Genomic DNA, 25,658 nt, shown 5'->3' with positions numbered 1-25,658 from the left:
CCGGATCACACCGAATCATCATCGGCAGCGGTTTCGGGTCATTCACCGACCCGGACGGGTTCGAATGGGAGGTCGCGGTCTGAGTCGTTCGGTCCCGCTCGGATGTGGCTATGCGGTGAGTGTCCGATTGCCCGTTATATGACCTGCATCACAGGGTGTCAGGTTTTTCGTCGCTGCGGTGTCTAGTTCTCGAGCCTCTCGGAGCGAAGGAGACACCATGGGCAACAACATCGATGTGGTCGTAATCGGCGGCGGATATGCCGGTGTGATGGCGGCCAATCGTTTGACGCAGCGCGACGACGTGACGGTGACCGTGATCAATCCGCGCCCGGTCTTCGTTCCGCGACTGCGTCTGCACCAGCTGGTGGGCGGGACCCACGATGCGGTCGTCGACTATGCCGAAGTGCTGGCCGAGGGTGTGCGGCTGGTCATCGACAATGTGACGCGGATCGATGCGGCCGCGCGCAGCGTGACCCTGGCCGAGGGCGCCGCGATCGGCTACGACTATCTGATCTACGCGGTCGGCAGTGGCAGCGCGGGCCCGCAGGTGCCCGGCGCGGCCGAGTTCGCCTACCCGGTAGCCACTTTGGAGGCAGCGCAGCGGCTACGGTCGGTGCTGTTCGACACACCCTTGACGGCCCCGGTGACGGTCGTCGGTGGCGGCCCGACGGGCATCGAGACCGCTGCCGAACTGGCGGAGCAGGGGCGCACGGTCACGTTGGTCTGTGGCAGTGTCGTCGGTCCGTACCTGCATCCGAGGGCGCGACGCACAGCCCGCAAATACCTTGCAGGACTGGGTGTCACGGTGCTGGAAGGCCCGGACGCCTCGGTCGCCGAGGTGACCGCGGCGGCCGTGGAACTCGGTGATGGCCGCGTGCTGGCGAGTGCGGTCACCATCTGGACCGCGGGCTTCGGTGTGCCGGATCTGGCCGACCGCAGCGGGTTGCGCACCGATACCGCCGGGCGTCTGCTCACCGACGAAACCTTGACCAGCCTCGATGACGATCGCATCGTGGCGGCTGGGGATTCGGCGGCGCCGTCGGACCTGCCGTTTCGGATGTCCGCCTACGCCGCGGGATGCCTTGGCGCGCACGCCGCCGACACGGTGCTCAACCGGATCGCGGGCGAGCGGCCGTCGCCGATCGACCTGTCATTCCCCGCAATGTGCATCAGCTTCGGCCGCGACGCCGGGATTTTCCAGCTCGGCCACAAGGACGACACCGCGATGCGGCTCTACTTCACCGGGTTCGCGGGCAAAAAGCTCAAGGAGTTCTCCTGCGCCGCCAGTGTGAAGCATCTGGTGACCGAAGCGCGCAAGCCCGGCTCGCACCACTGGCCCAAGGACGGCAAGCACCGGCCGGCGCTGCTACTGGCCCAGAGCGCCGACGCGGTGGCACCGATCGCCTAGGACACCAACCGCGTCGTCGCGCACGGCTGCCGGTGACCCCGGCCGCAGGCGCAGCGACGGCGACCCGGATCGAACGGCTACCGACGGAAAATGGGAGAGACTCCGTGAGCACGACAGGTCAACCAGGCGGGCAGCGGCAGACCGAAAGCGCGCCGGGAGGTCGCGCCAGCTGCGACCACGTTACCGCCGAGGCGACGGAAACGTTTGTCGCCCACCGCAATCTGCTGTTCACCGTCGCCTACGAGATGCTCGGATCGGCGGCCGACGCCGACGACGTCCTGCAGGAAACTTGGCTGCGATGGGTGAAGGTCGACATGGCGACGGTGAGTGACCATCGCCCCTACCTCGTCCGGATCACGACCCGGCAGGCGCTCAACAGGCTGCGGTCGATGAAACGCCGCAGGGAGGCGTACGTGGGCTCCTGGCTGCCGGAGCCACTGCTCACCACCCCGGATGTGGCCGCGGATGTCGAACTCGCCGAAAGCGTGTCGATGGCGTTGATGCTCGTGCTCGAGACGCTGTCACCGACCGAACGAGCGGTGTTCGTGCTGCGCGAGGCATTCGGATTCGGCTACGACGAGATCGCGGCCGCGGTCGACAAAACCCCTGCCGCTGTGCACCAGATCGCCCACCGCGCCCGCCGCCACGTCGAAGCCCGCCAGCCGCGCCGCTCGGTCACCTCACAGCAGGCCGAAGCCGCTGTCGAGGCGTTCCGGCGCGCGCTCGAGTCCCGGGACCTGCAGGGCCTGCTCGACGTACTCGCCCCCGACGTAATGACGATCAGCGACGGCGGTGGCATCAAGCAGGCCACACCGCATCCGATCATCGGCGCCGACAAGGTGGCCCGTTTCATCGTCGGCCGCCTCACCAAGAACGACGTAATGCTCACCGCCGAGGCGACCACGGTCAACGGTGGCCCCGCACTGGTTCTGTATGTCGACGGGGAGTTCGACGGCGTCATCGCGGTCCGCGTCGAGGACACCCACATCACCGGCCTCTACTACATCCGCAACCCACAGAAACTGACCTACATCGAATCCGAAACCCCACTCACCCGGCAATGAACACCGGTTACGAACCAGCCGTCACCATGATGCTCATCGGTAACCCCCTCTCAGGTACGGCGACCGCACCCGAGATGCTGCCCGGCTGGTCCGGCACGCTCGGCCAGCTACTGCCCCCAGGCGCCGGTGGCCGGTTATTGCGATCGACCGCCTTCTTCGACGGCCGCGTGGCCACCCACGCCGTCACCGTTCTGGTCTGCTGGCTCTCGCTGGGCGTCGCGCTGTGCCTGGTCAGCGGACTGCGCGCTGGGCGCCCCGGCGGAGTTCTGAGCACGCCCGCATCACCTGTGACGCGCTCACTGACGTAACGCTTGAGCCCGAAACTGCCTGGTATACAACATATTACGCCCTAACTGTACGAACTTCCGCTTCCCCTGACGCCGAAGTCGAAGCGGGACAACGAAACAACAAACGAAAGAGGAACATGTCGAACCACACTGCCTGCGGCGCATTGCCGACCCGTCCACTCGGCGGCACCGGGATGGACATCACCCGAACCGGATTCGGTTCCTGGGCCGTCGCCGGGTCCGGGTGGCGGTTCGGCTGGGGTGCCACCGACGATGCCGAATCGGTCGCGGCCATCCGACACGCCATCGCCTCCGGGGTCAACTGGATCGACACCGCCGCCGTCTATGGCCTGGGTCATTCGGAGGAGTTGGTGGGACGCGCGATCGCCGACCTGCCCGAGGCCGACCGGCCGTTCGTCTTCACCAAAGCCGGACTGGTCTGGGACCCCGAAAACCCGACCGCCGCACCCAGCCGGATCATGCGGCCCGACAGTGTGCGCCGCGAGGTCGAGGACTCGCTGCGCCGCCTCGGTGTCGACCGCATCGATCTCTATCAGGTGCACTATCCCGATACCGGCGAGTCTCTGGAGTACGCCGGTGACGGCTTCGGCGCGGTCTCCCCGAACGCGACCCCGCTGGAGGAGTACTGGCAGGTCATGGCCGATCTGAAGGCCGAGGGCAAGGTACGTGCGATCGGTCTGTCCAACCACACCCCCGACCTGCTCGACCGCGCCGAGAAGGTCGCCCACGTCGATGCGATCCAGCCGCCGTTCTCCGCGATAAACCGCTCCGCCGCAGCCGAAATCGCCTGGGCCGCAGAGCATGGCACCGGGGTCATCGTCTACTCCCCGCTGCAATCCGGGTTGCTCACCGGCGCTTTCACGACCGAACGCGCCGCCGCCCTGCCCGCCGACGATTGGCGCTCCGCGCACGCCGATTTCACAACGGGCCTGGACGCCAATCTCGCTCTCGCCGCCGCGCTGCGTCCGATTGCCGAACGGCTCGGCGTGAGCGTCGCCGAGGTCGCGATCGCCTGGGCTCTGGCCTGGCCCGGGGTGACCGGTGCGATCGTCGGAGCCCGCCGCCCCGAGCAGGTGAACGGCTGGCGTGGTGCGGGTTCGGTCGAACTGTCCGCTGACGACCTCGAGGAAATCGCCGCCGCCATCACGACGACCGGCGCGGGCATCGGCCCCACCCGTCCCTGACCGTCACCAACCGTCTCGGCCGGGTGTCTCGGAACGGCTTTCGTGCACCGTTCCACACCGGCCGAGGCTTGTTCGACAACTCGCAAAGACGACAACTCGCAAGGACAACGACATGAGCAAGCGCGTTCTCATGGTGCTGACGAGCACCGCCACCCTCGGCGACAGAGGACGGCCCAACGGTTTCAACGCCGCCGAAGCCGCCCACCCATGGGTGGTCTTCCGCGCGGCCGGTTTCGAGATCGACCTGGTCAGCACAGCCGGCGGCGAGCCACCGCGCGACGAGGTCGATCCGACCGACCCCGACCAGGCCGCCTTCTTCGCCGAGACCGCGAAGCAACTGGCCGACACCCCCCGACCACGCGATATCGACCCGGCCTGCTACGACGTCGTCTTCTTCGTCGGCGGGCACGCCACCATGTGGGACCTCCCCGACAACCCCGAACTGGCCCGCCTGGCGCGCACCGTCTACGAGAACGGCGGAGTCATCGCGGCCGTGTGCCACGGCCCGGCCGCGCTGGTCGGACTCACCCTGTCCGACGGTTCCTATCTGGTCGACGGCAAGCGGGTCGCCGCCTTCACCGAATCCGAGGAGATCGCCGCCGGCATGATCGAGATCATTCCGTTCGTACTCGCCGAGCGACTGATCGCCCAGGGCGCACAACACAGACCCGCCCCCGACTGGACCGAGCACGTCATCCGCGACGGACGTCTGGTCACCGGCCAAAACCCCGCCTCCGCCCGACGCACCGCCCGGCAAGTCGTCGACGCACTGACCGGCTAGAACCCGCGTCAAGCAACGTAACGATCCGCCCGGCGCCACCATGCCAACCCAGACCGACTGATCGTCGTCACCTGATCGCGACCACCATCGCGTCGTTGATCGACTGCCACGCCACACCCGTCTCCAGAAATCCGGCCTCCTTCAATCGCAGGCAGTGCCACGCGACCGGATGTTCCTCGCCCCCGCTGTGCTGTTCGAAAATCGCGCGGCTGCCCGCGTGTTCCTCGGCCAAGCCCGAGTCGCGAGCTACCGTCGCCCACCACTGCTCCCAATCCAGCGCACCTTCGGCACGGGCGCGTTCCTGGTGCGAGTTCTGGATGGCCGCGTCAATGGCGTTGAGCATGGGGGTTTCCGGATCGGGCATGTGATCGGCATTGACGAATACCCCGCCCGGTCGAATCAGCTTCGCCAGGTCGGCATACAACCGGGTCACCGGTTCGGCCTTCATCCAATGCAACGACGTCGCGGTCAGCACGGCATCGAATGGCTCGTCCAGCAAACAATCCATCCAGCGGGGATCGGCCAGATCGGCCGTCACAAACGTAATCCGTGAATCCCCTTCGAACGATCCCCGTGCTATTGCCAGCAGCGTCGGATCCACATCAACCGCGACCGACCTCGCTCGCGGCATGCGGGCGAACAGCCGTCGGCTGATAGTGCCTGTCCCACAGGCCAAATCCAGCACCAGTGGCTCGGACCCCACCGCGGCCGCCACCACATCCATCATCACCCGGAACCGTTCCTCGCGTTCGGGTAAATATAGTTCCTGCTGCTGATCCCAACTGCGCTGCCACAATTCCCAGTCCACAACGCCTCCGTATCCGTGATCAATGAAGTTCTGCCGAACATTGGTATGCGTAAAACGCGGACGCGGCCGCTGAACCATGACCTACCTAATTACGACGATCTCGCACGACTTTTGAAATTCGACATCGAACCCGGGTTCGGCAGGAAACAGTACACAATTTTCGACCGAATCCACCACAAATAGACGCCCGATTCCCGCATTGTGTCGAAAACGATCGGATCTGTCGCAGAGGCAATTGCCGGATGTTACGTGCGGCACGCGCAGTGGCGCCCTCAGGGTTCAGCTGAGACGGTGTTCGGCGAGAAGATCGGCGTCGCACAGGATTTCGTCTATGGGACCGTCCGCGACGATGCGTCCACCGTCGAGGATTACCGCGCGGTCGCAGATGCGGTGGGCGTAGGGCAGGTCGTGGGTCACCAGGACGAGCGTCGTCGGCAGGGTCAGCAGGATGTCGGCGAGTTCGCGGCGGGCCACCGGGTCCAGGTTGGCGGCCGGTTCGTCCAGGACGAGTACCTCCGGACGGCATGCCAGTACGGTGGCGAGTGCGGCGCGGCGGCGTTCGCCCAGCGACAGACGTGCCGGGGAGCGATCGGCTCGATCCGACATTCCGACCGCGGTGAGGGCGAAGCGCACGCTCTCGGCGAGGCGCTCGCCGCGTATACCGAAATTGATCGGACCGAACGCGACATCTTGTTCGACGGTCGGCATGAACAATTGATCGTCGGGGTCTTGGAACACCACACCGACGCGCTGACGGATGGTGCGAACGGTGGTGCGGTCCAAGCGTATGCCGCCGATGTATACCTCGCCGGAACCCGCGGTGAGCACACCATTGAGATGCAGCATCAGTGTGGACTTGCCCGCGCCGTTGGGCCCGAGAACCGCGACTCGCTCTCCAGCTGCGATGTCGAGATGGAGCCCGTTGAGCGCACCGGTCCCATCCGGATACGCGAATGCCACGTCGACCAGGCGTACCGCGGACACTCCGGACCCGTTCACCGGGCGACCCAGGCGCCGACACAGACTCCGAGGGCGGCCAGAGCGGGGACGCAGGCGAGAGACCATTGTCCACGGGTGGCCGGAGATGTGCCGAAATCGGTGACGGTGCCGGTGAACCCGCGCGAGAGCATGGCCAGGTGGACCCGTTCGCCTCGTTCGTAGGATCGCAGGAACAGGCTTCCGACGCCGCGCGCTGTCGCGCCGATCTGCCGTATCGTCCGCGGGTCGTCCCCACGCGAGACCCGCGCCAGACGCATGCGTGCCGCCTCGTCGGCGATCACGTCCACGTAGCGCAACATCAGCACGACGATTGTGACGACCATGCCGGGCACGTGGAGTCTGCTGAGCCCGCCGGGCAGTTCACGAACGCTCGTCGTGGCCGCCAACGTCAGTGAAATCCCCACCCCGATTGTTCCTTTCGCGATAATTCCCCAGGCCGCGTAGAGACCCGTCGTCGACATCGACAGCCCGAACAGCATCGTCCTGGGTTCTCCGGCCGCGAACGGCAGCAGAATCGCCAATACGACGAAAGGTAATTCGATGAGTAGTCGTGGCGCGATCCACCGCAGTGGGATTTGCGCCACGCGCCAGAGCGCGAGCAGTCCGGCCGCGTAGGCAGCGAACGGCCAGAACATCTCTCGTGGCGTCGCCACGACGGCGAAAACCATGACCGCGGCGCAGACGATCTTCACTTCGGCCGGAGCCCGATGCACCGGCGAACTGCGAGCCAAGTGCAGCCGGTGGCTGACCGTGGACATCTACCACGAACCCGGCTCGGGTGACGCGCTTCCACCCTCCGAAACACGATCGGCCCGTGGGTGTTTCGATCGACCTACCCTGATGATGCGCAACACCGCGAACAGTACGGCGAAGGCGGCAGCGACCCCGAGCACGCCGGCGATGCCGGTCAGTCGGTCGTTACCGTCGATGGTGTAGTCGGCCAACGGCGAATGCGCGAGCGCATGGCCGCCCGCGTTCTGGGCGATGCACTCACCGTGCAACTCTTCGGCTCCGTCGACCTCGACGACAGTGCAGCCGCGCTGCGTCGTGGCATCGAGGCCGTCCGGCTGCGAACTGGCCACATAGGACAGCAGGCCCGCGACGAGCACCGCGACCGCGGCGAAACCGAACAGGAATCCGTTCACCGAGAGTGCGGCGCGCCGCGGGGTCGCACTCGCCGCTTCGCGAGCACGCAGCAGATACACGAGGTCGGGGCGGGCGTTGACGACGGCGACGACGGTGATCGCTGTGATGATCCCTTCCCCGATGCCGATCAAAGTGTGGGTGACCAGCATGTACCAGGCGACCGCGCCAACAGTTGACCCGGCGGCGCCGCCTATCGCGTACTCGACGACGAAACCCATTGCGGCGAGGATGGTTCCGGACAATGCGGCGAGGAAGGCGATGACACCGATCCCACCACGCCTCGGCGCCAGTGGGAGCAAACGGCGCGCGACGAAGTACCCGACCGCCACCCCGATCAACGCCATATTCGTGATGTTCGTACCCAGCGCCGTCAACCCGCCGTCGGCGAACAGCAGCGCCTGCACAACCAGCACGATCGCCACACATAGCGCACCCGCATAGGGCCCGACCAGAATCGCGGCCAGCGCTCCGCCCAGTAGATGCCCGCTCACACCGGGCAGGATCGGGAAGTTCACCATCTGCACCGCGAAGATGAACGCCGCCACCAGACCCGCCATCGGGGCGGCACGCTCATCCAGTTCGGCACGCGCGCGCCGCGCCGCGAAACCTAGTCCCGCAATGGCGATAACCGCGAATATCGCAGAGGTGGGGGCGTCAACAATGCCATCACTCATATGCATGGCCGATGTGGTGCAGCTCACCCCTCGATACGATACGCGCCATATATGTACAAGTGGACCGATATGTTGGGTATTGGCGATGACTGGCCCCGGCGAAGAGAGGACGGCAGAGTAGAACAGTGGCCCCAAGCCCCCCGCTCAACCCCGAACACGCCCGGCCCGCAGCGCCCGGCCTGGATGTCGCGGGTATCGAACACTGGGCCCATCGGTTCGACCTGCTCTCGGACGCGAATCGGCTCCGGCTGCTGGTGTGCCTGCACCACACCCCCGACCAGAGCGTGACCGACCTGGCCGCCGCCGTCGGGATGACGGCAACCGCCGCGTCACATGCCCTGCGCCTGTTGCGCTACCAGGGCTGGGTCACCGCATCCAAAAGCGGCCGAATCGTGCGCTACCGGCTCGCGGACGAAACGATCCATCAACTCCTGCACTGGATCGGCGCTCCCCACGCCTCCGCGCCGAGTCCGCTCTGAGGGCCGCTCCCCCAGCCACCTGCGCCCTACGTGCTCGACGGCCAGGCCCTGTCGTCCACCGCGAGCCATGGTTCGCTGACCGCGGATGTGACGGGCGTGCCGGTGAATTCGCGGACGTCGCGGTAGAGATGGGACTGGTCGGCGTAACCGCTGTCGGCCGCCACTTGCGCGGGCGAATGTCCCCGGACCAGCCGGTGCATGGCGTGGTCGAAACGAACCAGCCTGACAGCGCGTTTCGGTGTCAGGCCGATCTGGGTGCCGAAGCGTGACCACAGTCGTTGGCGGCTCCACCCGACTCGAGCGGCAAGGTGCTCGACGCGGAACCGGCCTCGGCTGGCAATGATTTGGCGCCATGCCCAGACGACCTCCGGGTCGGCCCGGCGGTCGTCTCGCAACCGCGCCGAGAGCGTCGTGTCTACCAGTGCGAATCGTTCATGCCAGCTTTGCGTCTCGTGCAGGCGCTCACGCAGGCGTGTGGTGTCGCGACCCCAAAGATCTTCGAGTCCAACGATATTCCCGCTCAACTCGGCAAGCGAGCACCCGAGGATGGCATGTGCGACAACCGGTGACAGGCGCACCTGTACACACTCGATGGCTTCGACGCGCACCGGCGCCGCGCTGCCGGCCAGACCGAGGGTCAGGCTGCCCGAATGGTTTCGGCCTGTCGAGTCGCGGACGTCGAAGCAACGGTCACCGAACTCGACGACCACCGTGACGGCCGGATGGGGAACGGCACGTAGCTGCGCCGGGCCGTCACCATGAATACGGAATCCAGCCATATCGACGCCGCGCAGTGCGGGTGTCCGCGATGGTCGCGCAATCTCCCAGGCCACACGCCGATTGTATGAGCGGTTCATACCATCCGCGGACGCTGACATTTCTTCAAGACACATTTCGTTTTCGCCCAGCAGAGTGGTGGCATCACGGATCGACCGAAGGAGGACTCATGGACAAAACCGCCACCGCCGCAACGTCCTACCGCCGCGTCCCGCATGTTCGGAGCGAGATCCTCGACTGCGGTCACACATCCATGATCGAGAAGTCCGACATCACCGGCGCACTCATCCGCGACTTCGCCGGACATCGCTGAAAACACGTGCGGCAACGGAAGGTAGCCGCGCGCAACCAGAACCTTGACCCTGAGGAAGCATGCTCATGCGAATGCTCATCTCCGGCGCCAGTATCGCCGGTCCGGTGTTGGCGTACTGGCTTACCAGGCACGGCTTCTGCGTCACCGTGGTCGAACGTGCGCCGGCTCTGCGTAAGACCGGCGGTCACGCGGTCGACCTGTTCCGGCCCGCGATGAATATCTCGGAGAAGATGGGCGTGCTCCCGAGTATCGAGGAGCGGGCTACCGGCGCGAATCGGATGACCGTCTACCGGGAGCGCGCGCGGCGTCCCGTTCGGGTGAACCTCTCCAAGATCTTCAGCGCCACCTCCGACCGGCACATCGAGATCATGCGCGACGACCTGAGCGAGATCTACTACGACGCCGCGCGCGACGACGTCGAGTACCTCTTCGATGACTCGATCACCGCGATTTCGCCGGACGGCGAGGTGCGGTTCGCCAACGCCGCGCCACGCCGTTTCGACCTCGTCGTCGGCGCGGACGGGTTGCACTCCACCGTGCGCCGCCTCGTCTTCGGCGACGAGTCCCGCTTCAGCGCCTTCACCGGGGTCTACCTCGGGGTGATGACCTTGCCCAACGTCTCCGACCTCGATGGCGAGCTCCGCCTCCACGTCGGTATCGGCCGCACCGCCGGTATGTACGGCGCGCGGCACCTCGGCGACGCGCCGGCGTTGTTCCTGTTCCGGCGCGAACGCAAGCTCGACTACTGCCACCGCGACGTGCCCAGGCAGAAGGAGTTGCTGCGCGGGGCGTTCGGCGGTATGCACGCCGAGGTGGACCGCTGGCTGGCGGAGCTCGACCGCACCCCGGCGTTCTACTTCGACTCGATCACCCAGATCCGCATGGACACGTGCTCGCGAGGGCGGGTGACACTCGTCGGCGACGCGGGCTACTGCCCCGGCCCGGCCGTCGGCGGCAGCACCAGCCTGGCCGTCGTCGGCGCATATGTCCTCGCCGGAGAGTGGCGCGGGCGGGCGGCAATCACGAGCGCGCCTTCCCCGCCTACGAACGCGCGATGGCGGAGCATGTGCGCGGCAGCCGCGCGGTCGCACTGAGCGCGGCGAAGACGCTGGTCCCCACGTCCCGCCTTGGCGTGTCGGGACTTGTTCAAGGCGCTCGCCTGGTCTCCGCTCTGCCCGCGAGGCCCCGTCGTGCCTTCCTTCGCCTCACCACCAAGAGCGCACGCCTCTACAACTCCATGACCGTCGACGACTACCAGCCCTTACCCGATCGAGCACCGCACCCTTCCTAAGGCGATTTCTCGCACGGATATCCCTCAACACCCGTCCAGCACACGTGGCCGCCGACCGACAACGTGGCCCAACCCGTCGGGCGGCCCGGACGTCCGTTGCCTGGCTCGACGATGAGATCACCGATTCTGATCGAGACCGGGTAGCCGCACCGTCACTACCGAGCTCTACTTGACTGTCGGGGAGGCAGTTTCGACCCTGCACTATTCGACGTCCTCGCTACGTATTCTGCAAGTATGTTGGATCCTCTCAGCCTTGCGGTCGGTGGCGGTCTGGTCGGTGTCGGCTGGGTATGTGGTCGGTTCGGGCATCGGCGGCGAGCCCAGTTCGGGTCGAAACTTCGCGCGCGCTGCGGTTGCGGTCACGATCTGGCGCTGCACGACCGGGCCGCAGGCACCTGTCACGCCCAGATCTCTCGTAAGGGCACTCACGGCCTGCGGGAGTGGGTCGGCTGCAACTGCCGCCGCTACAACGGCCCGACCCCGCTGGAGGAGATGTTCGCGTCGCCGATACTTCCGCCGGAGTCCTGAACGGGCGGAAGATGATTCACCGTAGCTGCGCCGAATCGGTTGTGGTTCGACGGAATAACCGAACTTCGCACGGCGAGGGAAAGCTCCACCCGCGAGATATCGGTCTCACCGTCGGGTGGCAAGCCGCTGGTTGGTGACCTCGAGCTGGCGCATCGTGCTGGCCGTCAAGGCGCGCACCTGGGCGTCGTCCAGACGTCCGCACAGTCGCCCCCAATGCACCGCGACCTGCTCCCCCGCCGACACATCGGGCACCGCCGCGTAGCCGTCCACCCGGATCGGCATCGGCTGCACCGTTTCCGCCGTGAGTACGAGCTGCCGCCCGTCCCAGCTCAGCTTGCGGCAGCGCAGCGCGATCTCGTCGTCGGTGCGGTCGACCACCGTCCCCCAGGTGATTCGGCAACTGTCGAGCACGTGTAGTGGATGCCCGTTACCGTGCCCGACCAGCCGTGACCACGGGTACACGCCGAAGACGTGGAAGCAGTGGTTGGCCGCGGCCTCGTCGGCCAGTTCCGGGCCCAGATGCGCCCAGTACCTGCCCGCAACCGGTCCGAGCAACGCCAGCAACTCGGCGGTGAACTCGGCCGGGTCCAGGTTCGCGCCGATTCCGCCGCCCAGCCAATAGGATTCGACGAGGCGGCGATCCAGCGGGTCGACGATCCCGGTCATCGTCGCCATCACCCGCAGATACGGCCACGCACCGGTGAACCGCCGCGCCACCGCTCGCACCTGGTCATCCGATCCGTCCCGCAACGCGGCCGCGTCGGGTGGCCCACAGAAACCGAGTTGGTTGGGGGCGTACGCATACCGGGCGAACATCTCCGCGCCACCGCCCGTCATCAGCCGGGCCCCTCTCCGGCGCGGTCGACGCACCACCGCTGCTCGAGCCCGCCGAGTCGCCATATGCCGACGGCGATCGCCCAGGTGAGCACGAACAGGCCGACGACGAGGAAGCCGAGCGCGCCGAGATCCAGATCGCCGACCCAGGCCACCGGACCGCTGGTGATGCCGAGCTTGTCGGTCAGTATCGAGATGATCTCCTGCGCGCCGATCAGCAAGGCGACGGCAACCGACAGCCCGGTGAGCGATACCAGATTCAGCAGGCCGATGAGGAGGAGGAAGGTTCCCGAGACGCCGGTGCCGAATACGCCGGTCCACCGCTGCAACCCGGAGTTCTCGTCCCGCAGATTCGCCGCGAGTGCCTTGACGCCGAACGCGAGCAGTGCGACGAGGACGAACACGATGGTGGAGTGCCCGAGCGCGAACCAGAATCCGACCGACAGCGGTTTCCGCCCGTCGGCCACCAGTTTTCGGGTCGTGTTGTCGATCGCGGCGATGTGGTCGGCGTCGAAGGCGTGCCGCATCCCGAGTGTGTAGGCGGTGACGCCGAGGCCGACGCCGAATACCGCGCCGTCCACGACGTAACCGCCGGGAACCACGAGTAGCAGCAGCGTCGCCCACCCGAGGATGTGCAGCGCCACGATGACGAGAGCCATCCCGGCGACATCGCGACGCTGCCGCCGGTCCAGCCCGGCCCACGCGCCGCGCGCCACCGCGGGTGCATCGGCGACCTCGACGATAACGAATACCTCGCCTTCTCACTTCGGACGGTGGAGCCCGCCGTCTCAACAGATACGCGGCAGCTGTTCTCCCGCGGGCAGATCCACCACGCGGGTGCCGCCGAGAGCCGTGCGGGCCACCACCATTCCGGCGTGTTCGCCGACGCAGTGACCGATGGCCGCGGCCTGGGCACCCAGCGGGTGTTCCCGCATGGCCGCGAGTACCCGATCGGCGTCCTCGGGGGCGACGAACGCGAGGAGCTTGCCCTCGTTGGCCACATACATCGGGTCCAGCCCGAGCAGCCCGCAGGCGTCGCGCACCTCGTCCGGGACCGGAAGCTGCCGCTCATCCAGCGCCACACCGACATTCGCGGCCCGAGCGATCTCGTTGAGCGCGGCGGCGACGCCGCCGCGCGTGGGATCGCGCAGCACGTGCACGTCGGCGCCGGTCGCCAGCATCGCGGCGACCAATCCGTGGAGCGGCGCGGTATCGCTGAGCACAGTGGTGCCGAACTCCAATCCCTCACGGCAGCTCAGCACCGCGACACCGTGCACTCCGATATCACCGCTGACGAGTACGACGTCGCCCGGCGTCGCACGCTGCGGCCGGATATCGACGCCGGGGTCGACGAGGCCGATTCCCGCGGTGTTGAGGAAGATCCCGTCACCGTGCCCGGCGTCGACCACCTTGGTATCCCCGGTGACCAGGTGGACTCCCGCCGCCAGGGCGGCGGTGCCCACCGCCTGGGCGATGCGCGCGATATCGGCCAGCGCCGTGCCCTCCTCCAGAATGAACGCGGTCGACAGCACCATCGGCCGCGCACCGGCCATGGCCAGATCGTTCACCGTGCCGTTGACCGCGAGTTCGCCGATCGTGCCTCCGGGGAACACGATCGGCTTGACCACGAAGGAGTCCGTGGAGAACGCCAGCCGGGCGCCGCCGAGCGTGACCACTGCCGAATCGCCCATCTCCGCGCGCGCGGCCGAGCCGAATGCGGGCAGGAACAGATGCTCGATCAGCTCCCCGGACATCGCGCCGCCACCGCCGTGGCCCATCACGATATTCGGCGAATCCCGCAGCGGCATCGGGCACACCCAGCCCTCCATATCGATGGCCACGGGCGGGCCGCCGTTCTCAGGCATGGGCCACCTCCGCCGGAAGATCGAGCCGCCGGTACAGGTAGTAGGCGGCGCACGCGCCCTCGGAGGACACCATGGTGGCGCCCAACGGCTTTCGCGGCGTGCATTCCTTGCCGAAGGCCGCGCACTCGTGCGGTTTGATGAGTCCCTGTAGCACCTCACCCGAGCGGCAGATCGACGACTCGGCGGTGTGCAGATCGCCGACCGAGAAGCGTTGTTCGGCGTCGAACTCGCGGTAGCGCTCCGACAGCCGCCAGCCGCTGCCGGGAATCATGCCGATGCCGCGCCAGGCCCGGTCGGTCACCTCGAAGACGTCCTGCAGCATGGCTTTCGCGGCCGGGTTGCCCGCCGAGGCGACCGCGCGGGGATAGGCGTTCTCCAGTTCGTGCCTGCCTGCCTCCAGTTGCAGCACGGTGCGGCGGATGCCTTCCAGGATGTCCAGCGGCTCGAATCCGGTGACCACCATGGGAACCCGGTATTTCTCGGCCAGCGGCGGGTATTCGTCGGTGCCCATCACGGTGCACACGTGCCCGGCGGCGAGGAATGCCTGCACCCGGCAGGTCGGCGACTCCATGATCGCGGCGATGGCCGGCGGCACGAGCACATGCGACACCAGCAGCGAGAAGTTCCGGATGCCGAGCCGCTTCGCTTGGTACACCGTCATGGCATTGGCCGGTGCTGTGGTCTCGAAACCGATGCCGAAGAAGACGACCTCGCGATCGGGGTTCTCCTTGGCCAGGTTGAGCGCGTCCAGCGGTGAGTAGACCACCCGGACGTCGCCGCCCTCGCTCTTGACCCGGAACAGATCTTTGGTGCTGCCCGGTACGCGCAGCATGTCCCCGAAGGAGCAGAAGATCACCCCGGGCCGGGCGGCGATCTCCAACGCCTTGTCGATCACCTCGAGCGGGGTGACGCAGACGGGACAGCCGGGACCGTGAATCATCTCGATCTGATCGGGGAGCAACTGGTCGATGCCGTGCCGGATGATCGAATGGGTTTGTCCGCCACAGACTTCCATAATGGCCCAACGCCTGCTGGTCGCGGCGCGAATCCGGTCGAGCAGGTTCTGGGCCAACTCGGGGTTGCTGAATTCGTCCAGATACTTCATGGTGTCACCTCTGGTTCCTCGCGTGGTTGCTCGGCTGCGGGATTGTCGAGACCCGCCTGTTCGGCGGCGATGGCGAAGCCGTCGCCGAATTCCTCGTTCAGTACACCGAGGTGTTCGAACTCGGCCAGGGTCTCGAGCGCGGACTCCTCGTCCAGCCGCTGGATCGCGAAGCCGACGTGGACCACGACGTAATCGCCGATCGCCGCGTCCGGGATGTATTGCAGGCACACGTCCTTGTGCACGCCACCGAAATCGACGACCGACATCAACGTGCCATCGCGTTCGTGCAGGCTGAGCACCTTTCCTGGTACCGCAAGACACATCGTTGCTCTCCTTCCGCTCATCCCTCGCTACACGCGAGGAGTTGGCCGAACGCGAGGCCGCCGTCATTGGGCGGTAGTCGGCGATGGCTGATTACGGTGAACCCGTTGTCCCGCAGCAGCGCACACGACCGCGTGAGCAGCAGGGCGTTCTGGAAGACGCCGCCGGACAGAGCGACGGCCGCCGAGGGCGCGGCATAGCGCACCGCGAGGTCGAGCACCAACTGGGCGACGGCCCCATGGAACCGCGCGCCGACCACGGCGGAGGGCACGCCGGCGCGGACATCGGCCAACACGGCCGCGATCACCGGCGCGGCGTCTATCACGGCGGGATCGCCCGTGCTGGATGGGAACCGGTACTCGGTTCGGCCCCGCGCCCCGCCGCGCGACAGCCCTTCCAGCTCGATCGCCGCCTGTGCCTCGTAGTCGACCACGTGCCGTACGCCGATCAACGAGGACACCGCGTCGAACAGCCTGCCCATGCTCGAGGTGGGCGCGCAGCCGAGCCCGGTCTCGAATTGGTGGACCAGTACCCGCCTTTCCTCTTGGGGGCAGGCCGCGACCGCGGGAATCTCTTGGTCCCAGTCGATCCCGGCGGCCCACAGATGCGCCAACGCCATGCGGTAGGGCCTGCGGACCGCGAGATCGCCACCGGCCAGCGGCACGTAGTTCAGGTGCGCCAGCCTCCGGTAACCCTTGTAGCCCGCCAGCAGGACTTCACCACCCCACACCGCGCCGTCCGGACCGTATCCGGTGCCGTCGAAGGCGATGCCGACCACCTGCTCGGTGGCGCCGAGCCCGTGCTCGCCCATCACGGCGGCGATATGAGCGTGGTGGTGCTGCACGGTATACACCGCGCGCTCACCCGCATGCCCGCGCGCCCACGCGGCGGAGCGGTAGCCGGGATGCGCGTCGGTGACCAGCTGCACCGGGCGCACCCCGGTGAGCTCTTCGAGATGTCGTTGCGCGGTATCGAAGGAGCGCAGCGTGGCCAGGTCGTCCATATCGCCGATGTGCTGGCTCAGCCAGGCGTAGCGCCCGTCGGCCACGGCGCAGGTGTTCTTCAGATCGGCGCCTACCGCGAGGGTCGGCGGCAGTGGGACCGGCAGCGCCAGTGGTAGCGGGGCATAGCCGCGCGAACGACGGATGGGCAGCTCGTGGCCGTCCAGCGCACGCACCACCGAGTCGTCGCAGGGCACCAGGATCCGCCGGTTGTGTGACAGCCAGCCGTCGGCCAACTCGGCGAGGCGGGTGCGGGCGTCGCCGTCCTCATAACAGATCGGCTCACCGCCGAGGTTGCCCGAGGTCATCACCAATGCCAGCGGACCGGGCGGATCTCCGGGTAAGCCGAACAGCAGCAGATGCAGCGGGGTATAGGCGAGCATGACGCCCAGGTCAGGATTGCCGGGCGCCACGGATTCGGCGGCGGATCCGGAGGTCTCCGGATCGGGGTCCACCGGGCGGGCTCCCGCGGGTGCGGACCGGCGGGGAAGCAGCACGATCGGCCGGGCCGGGCCGGTCAGCAGCGTTGCGGCCGCATCGTCCACCACGACGATGGTTCGAGCCGTCGCGAGATCGGGCACCATGACGGCGAAGGGCTTGTCGCCACGGCGTTTACGCCTGCGCAGCTCGGCCACGGCCGCCTCGTTCGCGGCGTCGCAGGCGAGGTGATAGCCACCGATGCCTTTGACCGCGAGGATTCCGCCCGCGCGCAACAGCTCTCGCGCGGCGGCCAGTGGGTCACCCTCGCCGGGCCCCGAGTACGCCAGCGTCGGGCCACAATCGGGGCAGGCGATCGGCTGGGCGTGGAAGCGGCGGTCGGCGGGGTTGGTGTATTCCCGAGCGCATAGATCGCACATCGCGAAGTCCGCCATCGAGGTCCGCTCACGGTCGTAGGGCAGACTCGCGATGATGGTGAACCGCGGACCGCAATTGGTGCAGTTCACGAACGGGTGGCGGTAGCGGCGGTCGGCCGGGTCGCGCAGCTCGCGCTCGCAGTCCGCGCAGAGGGCGACATCGGGTGAGGCAAGCGTGCGCCCACCGCCGTCGCGGGTGGTGTCGGCAATGTGGAATCCGGTGCCGCCGCGCACCGGAATATCGGCCTGGTCGACCGATTCGACCACCGCGAGCGGCGGTGGCCGCAAGCGCAGCCGATCGGCGAATTCGTCCAGATCCGTTCGCGCGCCTTCGATTTCGATGACTACCCCACTGCTGTCGTTGCCGACGCTGCCGGACAACGCCAGTTCGGCGGCAGTGGTGTAGACGAACGGCCGGAATCCGACGCCCTGGACCACACCGCGCACGAGCAGGCGGCGGCGCAACCGATCGGGGCTCATCCCTGGTCTCCGCGCTGTAGCAGGCGCAGCCCGTCCATGGCCGCCGCGGCGCCCTCCTCGTCTGTTTTCTCCACGACGAAGCCCATGTGGATGATCACCCAGTCCCCCGGCCGCGCCGGATCATCCTCTAGTAGGCCGATATTCACCTTCCGCTGCTCCCCGGACACATCGACGAGAGCGACCTGGCCGTGGTAGCCATCGAGGATGTCCACCACTCGTCCCGGGATGCCAAGACACATCGGTTATTCCTCCTGTCGCACCGTGGTCGGTGGGAGCGGCGTCCCGCCGTCGGGCATCACGTCGGCTCCGTCCACCGCACCGACCTGCGCGGCCGGGCGGGGCCCGGTACCGGTGGGCACCAGGTCGGCGAGGACACGGCCGACGGCGGCGACCGCGTCGTCCACCGCGGCGGCGACCGGCGCGGATAAGCCGATTCCCTCCTGCACGGAAGCGACTTGGCAGCCGACGACGACGGTCGGCGGCAGCACACCGCCCAGCGCACGCACCCCGGCGAACACTGCGGCCGGAGTCATCGCGTGCGCGTCGAGCTGTGCGGTGTCCGCATCCTCGGGCGCCGCGCGGAACACCTCGACGGTGCCCGGGGCTCCACGATTGGGCACCGCGTCGATCAGCACGAGCGCGTCCCAGGCGTCGAGCAGGTCGTAGGCGAGGTGCATACCGCGTATGCCGTAATCCACCACGCGCACACCGATATCGGGGTGGTGCGGCAGCCGCCGCACCACCTCGGGGCCGAATCCGTCGTCGCCGAGGAAGATATTGCCGATCCCGGCGATCAGTACCGCGGCCGTCGGCTCGCCCTACATGTGCCGGATCTTCAGATAGCGCCGGAGATCCGGTATCGACCGCAGGCCCACATACACACCGGCCGCCGCCAGCACGGCTACAACGGCCGTCGCGATCACTCCCACCGTTTCCATAGCGGACTTCCTTTCACTTCTCGGGGCTGTCGAGGGGTTCCAGTTCGTCGGGCGCGAAATACAGGTAGCGGCCGTACCATTCGTGCAGATCGGCCGCGGGGTCGTCGTCCAGCACGACCCCGACGTGCGCCTGCCCGTCCACATCCTCGTGCACCGAGATGACGCGGGCGGGTTTGCCGTCGAAGAACAGGTCCTGGGCGTCGGCGCGCCGTGATGGGTGCAACCGGACCCGGCTGCCTTTGCGCACCAGCACACCCGCGACCGGCACGGCGTCCGATTCCGGGCGAACGGCGTTGTCGGCCAACGGGTCCCACCAATCGATGCCCTCGGGAACCTGTGGGATCAGTTGCGGCCGGTCGAGATGCGGATCACGCAACACGCCATGTAACTGCCGCATCGCCTCGGGCGTCATGCTGTCGCAGCGATCGATGATCTCGGCGGCACGTGGATCGGTCGCGCGCGCCTGGGCCTTCTCCTCGTCGGTCATCGTCATGACACGCAGAGTGAGGATCTCGTCGATTTCGGTGGAGTCGAACAGCGGACCTTCGCTCTGCTCGGCGATCTCCGGGTGGTCGTAGAGGATGATCGGCGAGATCAACAGCACGCTGTGGTCGCCGGGCGGACCGGCGAGCACGGGGAAGCAGCGGTGCCGGGTGCAGCGCTGCGCCGCAGCCTCGGCAGCGGGCGGCGGTTCGAGCAGCGAAACGAACTGTCCGCCTGCGATATCCGCGATGACGTGCGCGCCGATCATCGATCGTGCGATGGCGTCCTGCTTATCGGTCGCGGCCGGGCCCGCGTTGCGCACCGAGATCGAAAGCCGGAGGTACCCGCCGTCGCGGTCGAGCTCGAGTTCGATTTCGCCATCGAGCGGCAGACGGGTCCGTACGAACGTCCCCACTACCCGTCCCGACGAGTCGGTGATCTCCTCGGTGTCGGTCCCGCCGGGAACCCGCAGTGGCCGTACGAGATTCGCGGGCATCAGCGGTCCGATGACGAGTTCTCGCGCGACCGCCTCGTCCCAGGACAGCCACGACTGCGTGCCGACGCTCAGTTCCGCGACCGGTGTGCCCGCGCCGTCCACGACCTGTCGCCGCTGTAGCTGAAGGAATCTGATCGTGATGGTGAGCATCGGGTCCGCTGCGGGATCGATCAGGCACTGCGCCGACATCGCCGACTCCTCGCCGATCCCGGCCGCCGCGGCCCCATCCGGTCCCAGCACACCGAACTGCCAGCGCGACTGGTTCTTGCGCGAATTCGCCCGATAGGGATAGAGCAGATAGCCCTCGTAGAGCACCGCGTCGGCGACGGCGCGGGCCCTGACACTGGGATCGGCGGTCATGGCAACTCCTGTGAACAGGACAGTAGCTTGGTCACCGCGTCATCGAATCCGAGCAGGCCATGACCGGCCTTGTAGGCGGCGAGCGCGTCGAGGGTGTCCCGGTGCAGGCGCAGCCATCCGGTATTCGGGAATTGTGCCGCTATCAGGTTGTGCCAGACCGAGATCGGCATATCGAACTTGTCGTCGCGGTCCCAGGGAATCTGCTGGATCGCGAATCCACCGCTGCCCTTGAAGAAGACGGTGCCGCTGAACAGGAACAGTAGCGGCACCGTGCCCTCGCGCAGCGCGTGCAGATACTTCGACCCGGTCACCTCGAAGTCGTAGGTGCACGGCATCGGCAGATCCACCTCGGTGCCGCCGGTGAACCCGGGAACCATGGTGGCGCAGTGCATCCAGAGAAACGACCGTTGAGTATCGCGCCAGCGCTCGCGCGGGCCGAACAGATCGACCAGGCCCTCGCTCTCCTCCTCGGAATAGCCGCGACGGAACGGTTCGATACGGACCTGCGCGCGCAGAGCGATCGCGTGCACGGGTTCCTCCGCGAGCGCGGCGATACCGACCCGTGCCGACAGGATCGGGGCGACGGCGTACGGCTCCGGCTTCATGTCCAGCACGTGGAACGTCGTCGAGTAGACAGGGCTCATGCGGCACCGCCGGGGTGCGCGCGAGCCGAAACGGTTTCGAAGAAATCGTCCAGGTAGCGCCGCACGTCCTGCCCGCCGTCGAAGCCGCGCCACAGCTGCCGCATCCGGCCGACGAACTCGTAGCAGGCGTCGATCGGCAGCAGCAGGCAGCTCGCCGCGGCGGTTCCGCGTTCGGGCACCCGGATCAGCAGCGCCTCGACGTCGGCGGCGAGCACATTCAGTTCGGGATGTCGCTCCAGGATCGAATTCCACTCCGCCAGTGGAAGTTCCGATTCGGTCGCGCCTGCCGGTCCCGGATAGAACGCCACCGTCCGTTGCAGCGCGGAGTTGCGGAAGAAGAACGCCAGCCCCACCGGTATATCCAACGCGTCCCACTCCCCCTGGCTGATCGTGAAGTCGGGGAATGTGAGATACCGATCCGGCACCGCCCGATAACGCAGGGCCGCGGTCTGGTCCACGAACAGCAGATAGCAGCTGCGACAGACACACATCAGTTGCCTGCCTTCGACATTCACGACGTGCTGGTGTTCATCGGCGATCGGCTCGGCGCACATCTCGCATCGCTCACCCACCCGCGGCGTGGGTGAGCGATCCGCGGTGATGCGCTTCAGGACCCGAAACGGCGTGTTCACCCATGCACCCCCACCGGCACCGCGACCGACAGTTCGCCGGAGCGCACGAGCACCGGAAGCGGCTCGAGATGTCCGTCGCCGTCCACGCGCGCTCCGGCGTGCACGACGTCGAAATGCGCGCGGCAGTTCGGGCAGCGCAGCACGGCGTCACCGACCGGATGGCCGACGCGACGGTGCAGGGCGGCGCCCGCGAGGGAGTTGTCACACGCCGGGCAGTGGTCCCGGTAGGCGAATACGTTGTCACCCACCCGGCAAGCCAGCACCGCGAGCCCGCCGACGGTGAACCCGCCCACCTCACCGGCGTCGAGATCTGCCAGTTCGGGGACCGCGATCCAGCTGCCGGACCGGTGGCCTTCCGTATGCACCCGCGAGAACAGCGAGTCGGCGGAGATCAGTCCCGCCGACTCCGGCTGCGCGGCAACAACTTCGATGGACTCGATTTCCGGCGCCGCCGCCCGCACCGCGTCCTCGACGGCCAGTTCCAGAGTTACCGACGAGGACGGGCAGCTGCGGCAACTGCCCGCCAGTTCCAGGCGGACAACGCCGTCGACGATATCGACCAGGCTGACGTCGCCGCCGTGCGAACCGAGATACGGGCGCACACTGTCCAGCGCCGTGCGCACCCGGGTGTCGAGGTCGTGCGGGTGCAGCCCGTGCACCAGCAGCAGGCTGGCGACGAGATCGTCGCGCGCCAGCCGCTCGATCGCCGCCGCGTCCAGCAACTGGAGCACGCGGGCCAGGCCCGCGCCGTAGAGTTCGGCGACTTCACGCACCAGTTGTTCGGCACGCTCGCGGGCCAGGGTGCCGCCCGCCGAACTCGCCTCCAGCAGCGTTTCGATGCGCTCGCCCGCCTCGCGCCACCGATTGTCGTCGGGCGTCGCGTCATGCTGGTCGTCCGGGTGATCGTTCACCGCCACCTCCTGTCGCTTCGCCCGCTGTGGACTCACTCCCCGGTCAGTGTCTGCGTCGGGGAGTGCAGCTTCTCGACCGTCTGTCCGTTGCCGAGGTACATGTGCACACCGCAGGGCAGGCAGGGATCGAAACTGCGCACGGTGCGCATGATGTCGATGCCCTTGAAGTGCTCGCGGTCGTTTTCTTCGAAAATCGGCTGGCCCTGTACCGCGTCCTCGTACGGGCCCGGCGTGCCGGATTCGTCGCGTGGACTGGCATTCCACGGCGTCGGCGGATACGGGTGGTAGTTCGCGATCTTCCCGTCCCGGATCACCATGTGGTGCGACAGCACACCGCGCACCGCCTCGGTGAAGCCGCAGCCGATGCTCTCGTCGGGCACCTCGAACTTCTCCCAGGTCTTGGTGTGGCCTGCCCGGATCTCCGCGAGCGCCTTCTCCGCGAAGTGCACCGCGCACGCCGCCGCGTATGCCTGGAAGTAGGTGCGGGCCCGGTTGCGTTCGATGGTGTTGCTTCCGTGCGCGGGGATCTTCCATTCCAAGGTGACCGGGCCTTTGAGCGCGGTCTTGGGCAGGTTGATCTGCACACTCTTGCCGGTCGACTTCACATAGCCGATGTCGACCAGGTTGGCCAGCGCCGTCGACCACAGCCGCGCCAGCGGACCGCCGCCGGTGTCGAGAGCGAGGTGGTCGGTGCCGTCGAACCAGCGCGGCGACATCACCCAGCTGTATTTGTCTTCCAGATCGCGCTTCTGCGGCTTGGGATTGGTGTGCTGGTTCCAGGGGTGCCGCCGGTCAATCGGGTTACCGAGCGGATCGTTCTTCACGAACATCTCCTGATCGGTCCAGTCGTCGTAATACGAACTGCCCAAATGGATTCGGATGCCGAGGTTGATGTCGACCAGGGAGGTGGTGAGGAGCTTGCCGTCCACCACGACGCCCGGGGTGACGAACATCTTGCGGCCCCAGTTCTCCATGTCCTTGTACTGGAAATTGCAGACCTCGGGATCCTGGAACGAGCCCCAGCAGCCCAGCAGCGTGCGTCGCAGGCCGACCTGTTCGTAGCCGGGCAGCGCCTCGTAGAAGAAGTCGAACAGGTCGTCGTGCATCGGCACGACCTTCTTCATGAACTCGACGTAGCGCATCAGCCGGGTCATGTAGTCGGTCATCAGCTGAACCGTCGCGACGGTGCCGACACCGCCGGGGTAGAGCGTCGACGGATGCACGTGCCTGCCTTCCATCAGGCAGAACATCTCCCTGGTGTAGCGGCTGACCTGGAGCGCCTCACGATAGAAATCGCCGGTGAACGGGTTGAGCGCGCGCATGATGTCGGCGATCGTGCGGTAGCCGTGGTCACCGGCGTGCGGCGCCTCGGTCTTCTCCGCCCTGGCCAGGACGCCGGGATTGGTCTCGGCGACCATCTTCTCGCAGAAGTCCACGCCGACCAGGTTCTCCTGGAAGATGTTGTGGTCGAACATGTACTCGGCGGCCTCGCCGAGGTTGACAATCCACTCGCCCAGGTTCGGCGGCTTCACGCCGTAGGCCATGTTCTGGCAATAGCACGAACAGGTCGCGTGGTTATCGCCGCAGATACCGCAGATGCGACTGGTGATGAAGTGGGCGTCGCGAGGGTCCTTGCCGCGCATGAAGATCGAGTAGCCGCGGAAGATGGACGAGGTGCTGTGGCACTCGACCACTTCCCGGTTGTCGAAGTCGATTTTGGTGTAGATGCCGAGGCTGCCGACGATGCGGGTGATCGGGTCCCACGACATCTCGACGAGACGGTCCGGGTCGATTGTTCGGTGCGACGGCTCGGGGATGATCTGTGTCATCGGAGATCCTCCTACCAGGTTCGGGTCGCGCCGGTCTCCAGCTTTTGGCCCTTGTGCCGCCAGTGCGGCTCCTTGTCGACCGTGCGGCCGGTGATGTGACGGAGGCTGCGGATCACGGATCCGTAGAGCCCCGATGCGGTGGACGAGAACTTTCCGCCGGGAGGTTCGTCCATGAACGGCATGAACTTGTCGGGGAATCCCGGCATGGTGCAGCCGATGCAGACGCCGCCGACGTTCGGGCAGCCGCCCACGCCGTTGAGCCATCCGCGCTTGGGCACGTTGCATTTGACAACCGGGCCCCAACAGCCCAGCTTCACAATGCATTTCGGCGAACCGTATTCGGTGGCGAATTCGCCCTGCTCGTAGTAGCCCGCCCGGTCGCAACCCTCGTGCACGGTCGCGCCGAACAGCCACTTGGGCCGGAGCGCTTCGTCGAGCGGGATCATCGGCGCCTGTTCGGTCGCCATATAGAGCAGATAGGTCAGCGTCTCCGACAGATTGTCCGGTTGTATCGGGCACCCGGGCACGCAGACGATCGGGATGCCCGCCTTGCTCTTCCAATCCCAGCCGAGGTAGTCCGGCACACCCATCGCTCCGGTCGGGTTGCCCGCCATCGCGTGGATGCCGCCGTAGGTCGCGCAGGTTCCGGCCGCCACGATGGCGGTGGCCTTCGGAGCGAGACGGTCCAGCCACTCACTTGTGGTCATGGGCTGGCCGGTAGCCGGATTGTTGCCGAACCCGCACCAGTAGCCGTCCACGTGCAATCGCTCGTTCGGAATCGAACCCTCCACCACCAGGACGAACGGCTCGAGCTCGCCGCGGTCGGCCTTGAAGAACCATTCCATAAAATCGTCGGCGCCACCCGTCGGCCCGCACTCGAAATCGATGAGCGGCCAGTGCACCGCGATCTTCGGGAGGCCGGGCAGAGCGCCGAGAGCGATTTCCTCGATACTCGGCTGCGTGGCCGCGGTCAATGCTACCGAGTCACCGTCACAACTGAGTCCCGCATTGATCCAAAGAACGTGGATCAACGTATCTTCGGCTTGAACTGCTTCCTGAGTGGGCATCTAGTGCCACCTTCCGCAGTGAATCACCGGGGGCGATCTCACCTTTCTCGAAGAAAGTCACCAGTGATCCTGATCACG

General features: G+C 66.9%; 26 protein-coding genes and 3 pseudogenes. 9 read left to right on the top strand and 20 right to left on the bottom strand.

Annotated features, from left to right (window positions below; genetic code table 11):
* Positions 1-217: 217 nt before the first annotated feature.
* The 5 genes from AB0H61_RS28725 to AB0H61_RS28705 all read left to right on the top strand — a co-directional run bounded on the left by AB0H61_RS28725 (position 218) and on the right by AB0H61_RS28705 (position 4,745).
* Positions 218-1,408: an FAD-dependent oxidoreductase gene (locus AB0H61_RS28725; protein WP_357310475.1), complete on the top strand. Its 1,191-nt coding sequence runs from the start codon at positions 218-220 to the stop codon at positions 1,406-1,408.
* 104 nt (positions 1,409-1,512) lie between these two features.
* Positions 1,513-2,472: an RNA polymerase sigma-70 factor gene (locus AB0H61_RS28720; protein ID WP_357310473.1), complete on the top strand. Its 960-nt coding sequence runs from the start codon at positions 1,513-1,515 to the stop codon at positions 2,470-2,472.
* A complete protein-coding gene (locus tag AB0H61_RS28715; RefSeq protein WP_357310471.1) occupies positions 2,469-2,780 on the top strand; it encodes a hypothetical protein in 312 nt (103 codons plus the stop codon). The genes AB0H61_RS28720 and AB0H61_RS28715 overlap by 4 nt, the downstream gene beginning before the upstream one ends.
* A gap of 116 nt (positions 2,781-2,896) precedes the next feature.
* Positions 2,897-3,964 carry an aldo/keto reductase gene (locus tag AB0H61_RS28710; RefSeq protein WP_357310469.1) on the top strand — a complete coding sequence of 356 codons (1,068 nt, stop codon included), beginning with the start codon at positions 2,897-2,899 and terminating at the stop codon, positions 3,962-3,964.
* Between the two features lie 112 nt (positions 3,965-4,076).
* Positions 4,077-4,745 (top strand): type 1 glutamine amidotransferase domain-containing protein, encoded by a 669-nt coding sequence (locus tag AB0H61_RS28705; RefSeq protein WP_357310467.1) that lies wholly within the window; start codon positions 4,077-4,079, stop codon positions 4,743-4,745.
* Between the two features lie 67 nt (positions 4,746-4,812).
* Here the strand turns inward: AB0H61_RS28705 and AB0H61_RS28700 are convergent, their stop codons facing one another.
* The 5 genes and pseudogenes from AB0H61_RS28700 to AB0H61_RS28680 all read right to left on the bottom strand — a co-directional run.
* Complete coding sequence (locus tag AB0H61_RS28700) at positions 4,813-5,553, bottom strand: class I SAM-dependent methyltransferase (protein ID WP_357310465.1); 741 nt, start codon at positions 5,551-5,553, stop codon at positions 4,813-4,815.
* A gap of 279 nt (positions 5,554-5,832) precedes the next feature.
* Positions 5,833-6,537: an ABC transporter ATP-binding protein gene (locus AB0H61_RS28695; RefSeq protein ID WP_357310463.1), complete on the bottom strand. Its 705-nt coding sequence runs from the start codon at positions 6,535-6,537 to the stop codon at positions 5,833-5,835.
* 11 nt (positions 6,538-6,548) lie between these two features.
* The gene (gene cbiQ / locus AB0H61_RS28690; protein ID WP_357310461.1) at positions 6,549-7,310 is read right to left on the bottom strand and encodes a cobalt ECF transporter T component CbiQ; all 762 of its coding nucleotides are present in this window, start codon (positions 7,308-7,310) and stop codon (positions 6,549-6,551) included.
* Positions 7,311-7,697 (bottom strand): PDGLE domain-containing protein, encoded by a 387-nt coding sequence (locus AB0H61_RS28685; protein ID WP_357310503.1) that lies wholly within the window; start codon positions 7,695-7,697, stop codon positions 7,311-7,313. It abuts the gene before it with no gap.
* 45 nt (positions 7,698-7,742) lie between these two features.
* Positions 7,743-8,378 (bottom strand): annotated as a pseudogene (locus AB0H61_RS28680) (energy-coupling factor ABC transporter permease); the annotation flags it as partial.
* 119 nt (positions 8,379-8,497) lie between these two features.
* Between AB0H61_RS28680 and AB0H61_RS28675 the strand changes: the two are divergent.
* On the top strand, positions 8,498-8,851 hold the full coding sequence (locus AB0H61_RS28675; protein WP_357310459.1) for a metalloregulator ArsR/SmtB family transcription factor: 354 nt from the start codon (positions 8,498-8,500) through the stop codon (positions 8,849-8,851).
* A 26-nt stretch (positions 8,852-8,877) separates the two neighbouring features.
* Here the strand turns inward: AB0H61_RS28675 and AB0H61_RS28670 are convergent, their stop codons facing one another.
* On the bottom strand, positions 8,878-9,684 hold the full coding sequence (locus tag AB0H61_RS28670) for a helix-turn-helix domain-containing protein (RefSeq protein WP_357310457.1): 807 nt from the start codon (positions 9,682-9,684) through the stop codon (positions 8,878-8,880).
* A 113-nt stretch (positions 9,685-9,797) separates the two neighbouring features.
* On the opposite strand from AB0H61_RS28670, the gene AB0H61_RS28665 reads away from it, so the two are divergent.
* The 3 genes and pseudogenes from AB0H61_RS28665 to AB0H61_RS28655 all read left to right on the top strand — a co-directional run bounded on the left by AB0H61_RS28665 (position 9,798) and on the right by AB0H61_RS28655 (position 11,760).
* The gene (locus AB0H61_RS28665; RefSeq protein WP_357310456.1) at positions 9,798-9,941 is read left to right on the top strand and encodes a hypothetical protein; all 144 of its coding nucleotides are present in this window, start codon (positions 9,798-9,800) and stop codon (positions 9,939-9,941) included.
* Positions 9,942-10,006: 65 nt separating this feature from the next.
* Positions 10,007-11,232 (top strand): annotated as a pseudogene (locus tag AB0H61_RS28660) (FAD-dependent monooxygenase).
* Between the two features lie 234 nt (positions 11,233-11,466).
* Positions 11,467-11,760: a hypothetical protein gene (locus AB0H61_RS28655; protein WP_357310454.1), complete on the top strand. Its 294-nt coding sequence runs from the start codon at positions 11,467-11,469 to the stop codon at positions 11,758-11,760.
* A gap of 105 nt (positions 11,761-11,865) precedes the next feature.
* Here the strand turns inward: AB0H61_RS28655 and AB0H61_RS28650 are convergent, their stop codons facing one another.
* From AB0H61_RS28650 to AB0H61_RS28585, 14 genes and pseudogenes are all read right to left on the bottom strand, one after another.
* Positions 11,866-12,597, bottom strand: a complete 732-nt coding sequence (locus AB0H61_RS28650) for a DUF6390 family protein (RefSeq protein WP_357310452.1) — start codon at positions 12,595-12,597, stop codon at positions 11,866-11,868.
* Positions 12,597-13,286: a hypothetical protein gene (locus AB0H61_RS28645; protein ID WP_357310501.1), complete on the bottom strand. Its 690-nt coding sequence runs from the start codon at positions 13,284-13,286 to the stop codon at positions 12,597-12,599. Before AB0H61_RS28645 ends, AB0H61_RS28650 begins: the two co-directional genes overlap by 1 nt.
* A gap of 96 nt (positions 13,287-13,382) precedes the next feature.
* Positions 13,383-14,459, bottom strand: a complete 1,077-nt coding sequence (gene hypE, locus AB0H61_RS28640; RefSeq protein ID WP_357310450.1) for a hydrogenase expression/formation protein HypE — start codon at positions 14,457-14,459, stop codon at positions 13,383-13,385.
* On the bottom strand, positions 14,452-15,564 hold the full coding sequence (gene hypD / locus AB0H61_RS28635; RefSeq protein ID WP_357310448.1) for a hydrogenase formation protein HypD: 1,113 nt from the start codon (positions 15,562-15,564) through the stop codon (positions 14,452-14,454). Before hypD ends, hypE begins: the two co-directional genes overlap by 8 nt.
* A complete protein-coding gene (locus tag AB0H61_RS28630; RefSeq protein WP_357310446.1) occupies positions 15,561-15,887 on the bottom strand; it encodes a HypC/HybG/HupF family hydrogenase formation chaperone in 327 nt (108 codons plus the stop codon). Before AB0H61_RS28630 ends, hypD begins: the two co-directional genes overlap by 4 nt.
* A 17-nt stretch (positions 15,888-15,904) precedes the next feature.
* The gene (hypF, locus tag AB0H61_RS28625) at positions 15,905-18,220 is read right to left on the bottom strand and encodes a carbamoyltransferase HypF (RefSeq protein WP_357310444.1); all 2,316 of its coding nucleotides are present in this window, start codon (positions 18,218-18,220) and stop codon (positions 15,905-15,907) included.
* The gene (locus AB0H61_RS28620; RefSeq protein ID WP_357310442.1) at positions 18,217-18,459 is read right to left on the bottom strand and encodes a HypC/HybG/HupF family hydrogenase formation chaperone; all 243 of its coding nucleotides are present in this window, start codon (positions 18,457-18,459) and stop codon (positions 18,217-18,219) included. The genes hypF and AB0H61_RS28620 overlap by 4 nt, the downstream gene beginning before the upstream one ends.
* 123 nt (positions 18,460-18,582) lie before the next feature.
* Positions 18,583-19,017: pseudogene (locus AB0H61_RS28615) on the bottom strand (hydrogenase maturation protease); the annotation flags it as partial.
* Positions 19,018-19,171: 154 nt separating this feature from the next.
* Complete coding sequence (locus AB0H61_RS28610) at positions 19,172-20,497, bottom strand: hypothetical protein (RefSeq protein ID WP_357310440.1); 1,326 nt, start codon at positions 20,495-20,497, stop codon at positions 19,172-19,174.
* Positions 20,494-21,141, bottom strand: a complete 648-nt coding sequence (locus AB0H61_RS28605) for a DUF6084 family protein (RefSeq protein ID WP_357310438.1) — start codon at positions 21,139-21,141, stop codon at positions 20,494-20,496. The genes AB0H61_RS28610 and AB0H61_RS28605 overlap by 4 nt, the downstream gene beginning before the upstream one ends.
* Positions 21,138-21,773 (bottom strand): DUF5947 family protein, encoded by a 636-nt coding sequence (locus tag AB0H61_RS28600; RefSeq protein WP_357310436.1) that lies wholly within the window; start codon positions 21,771-21,773, stop codon positions 21,138-21,140. The genes AB0H61_RS28605 and AB0H61_RS28600 overlap by 4 nt, the downstream gene beginning before the upstream one ends.
* Positions 21,770-22,684: a NifU family protein gene (locus AB0H61_RS28595; RefSeq protein ID WP_357310434.1), complete on the bottom strand. Its 915-nt coding sequence runs from the start codon at positions 22,682-22,684 to the stop codon at positions 21,770-21,772. Before AB0H61_RS28595 ends, AB0H61_RS28600 begins: the two co-directional genes overlap by 4 nt.
* Before the next feature lie 32 nt (positions 22,685-22,716).
* The gene (locus AB0H61_RS28590) at positions 22,717-24,513 is read right to left on the bottom strand and encodes a nickel-dependent hydrogenase large subunit (protein ID WP_357310432.1); all 1,797 of its coding nucleotides are present in this window, start codon (positions 24,511-24,513) and stop codon (positions 22,717-22,719) included.
* 11 nt (positions 24,514-24,524) lie between these two features.
* The gene (locus tag AB0H61_RS28585) at positions 24,525-25,580 is read right to left on the bottom strand and encodes a hydrogenase expression protein HypE (RefSeq protein ID WP_357310430.1); all 1,056 of its coding nucleotides are present in this window, start codon (positions 25,578-25,580) and stop codon (positions 24,525-24,527) included.
* Between the last annotated feature and the right edge of the window lie 78 nt (positions 25,581-25,658).

It is taken from the genome of Nocardia sp. NPDC050710, assembly GCF_040654375.1.
Classification (GTDB): Bacteria; Actinomycetota; Actinomycetes; order Mycobacteriales; family Mycobacteriaceae; genus Nocardia.
The sequence above is the reverse complement of the archived record's forward strand: the minus strand, read 5'-3'. Positions and strand labels throughout refer to the sequence as shown.